The sequence below is a fragment of the Bradyrhizobium sp. AC87j1 genome (assembly GCF_002936975.1).
GTDB classification, from domain to species: domain Bacteria; phylum Pseudomonadota; class Alphaproteobacteria; order Rhizobiales; family Xanthobacteraceae; genus Bradyrhizobium; species Bradyrhizobium shewense.
This window is the reverse complement of record NZ_PTFE01000271.1, coordinates 1-762: the sequence shown is the minus strand read 5'-3', so window position 1 is coordinate 762 and position 762 is coordinate 1. Positions and strand designations below refer to the sequence as shown.

The window sequence follows — 762 nt, the reverse complement described above, 5'->3', positions numbered from 1 at the left end:
GCTCAAACGCTACAACCGCCTCATCGCGCGCCGATGAGCCCAGGTTGAGACCACCTTCGCCACTCTCAAACGCCGCATGCGACTGACTTGCATCCGCTACGTTGGTCTGATGAAGGCAAGCGGGCAGGTCCTGCTCGCCTCGATCGCCTTCAACATGAGGCGGTGGGCCACGATCGCGGCCTGAGCCGCCCGCCGAGGGCGACCACTACAGACTTGGCTGGCAATTGCCGTAACCACGGCCCTTCTCCTGCCGTCCTCAACTTCAAAAGCCGATAACGCAACAGGCCCCTTGTGGGAGAGGGTGTCTCGCCGCATAGCGGCGAGACGGGTGAGGGGTCTCTCTCCGCGAACTCTATGGAAATTACGTCGCGGAGAGACACCCCTCATCCGGCGCCATAGCCGAAGCTCCGCTTCGGCGTTCCTAAGAATGGCGGCCAGAGGCCGCCTACGCCACCTTCTCCCACAAGGGGCCTGTTGCGTAATCCGCCAGTTGTGATTCCCTAGGTCAAAGCCTTGGAGGTATCGATGGCGGTGAAGCGGACAGGACAGCCGAGCTTTGTGGAAGCGCTGATGCCGAAGGGCGCCGGCGCCAATGCGGCGCTGGATCGGTTGGCTGGCCTGGTCAAGTGGTACCGGTTCGAGAAGCTGATCGGCCATTTGCGGGATGAAGGGAGCCCCGGTCGTCCAGGCTATCCGGTGCTTGTGCTGTTTCGCGCGGTGCTGCTGCAGTCGCTCTACGGTCTTTCGGAGCGCGAACTGGAG

Annotated in this window: 1 protein-coding gene and 1 pseudogene; both read left to right on the top strand. The window is 62.6% G+C overall.

Features of this window, described 5'->3' with window-relative positions; translation table 11 throughout:
* Positions 1 to 52 precede the first annotated feature (52 nt).
* Positions 53 to 184, top strand: a pseudogene (locus CV770_RS41275) (IS5/IS1182 family transposase); the annotation flags it as partial.
* Positions 185 to 525: 341 nt separating this feature from the next.
* Positions 526 to 762 (top strand): transposase (locus tag CV770_RS41270; protein ID WP_146101285.1); only part of this gene is annotated, 237 nt, incomplete at its 3' end.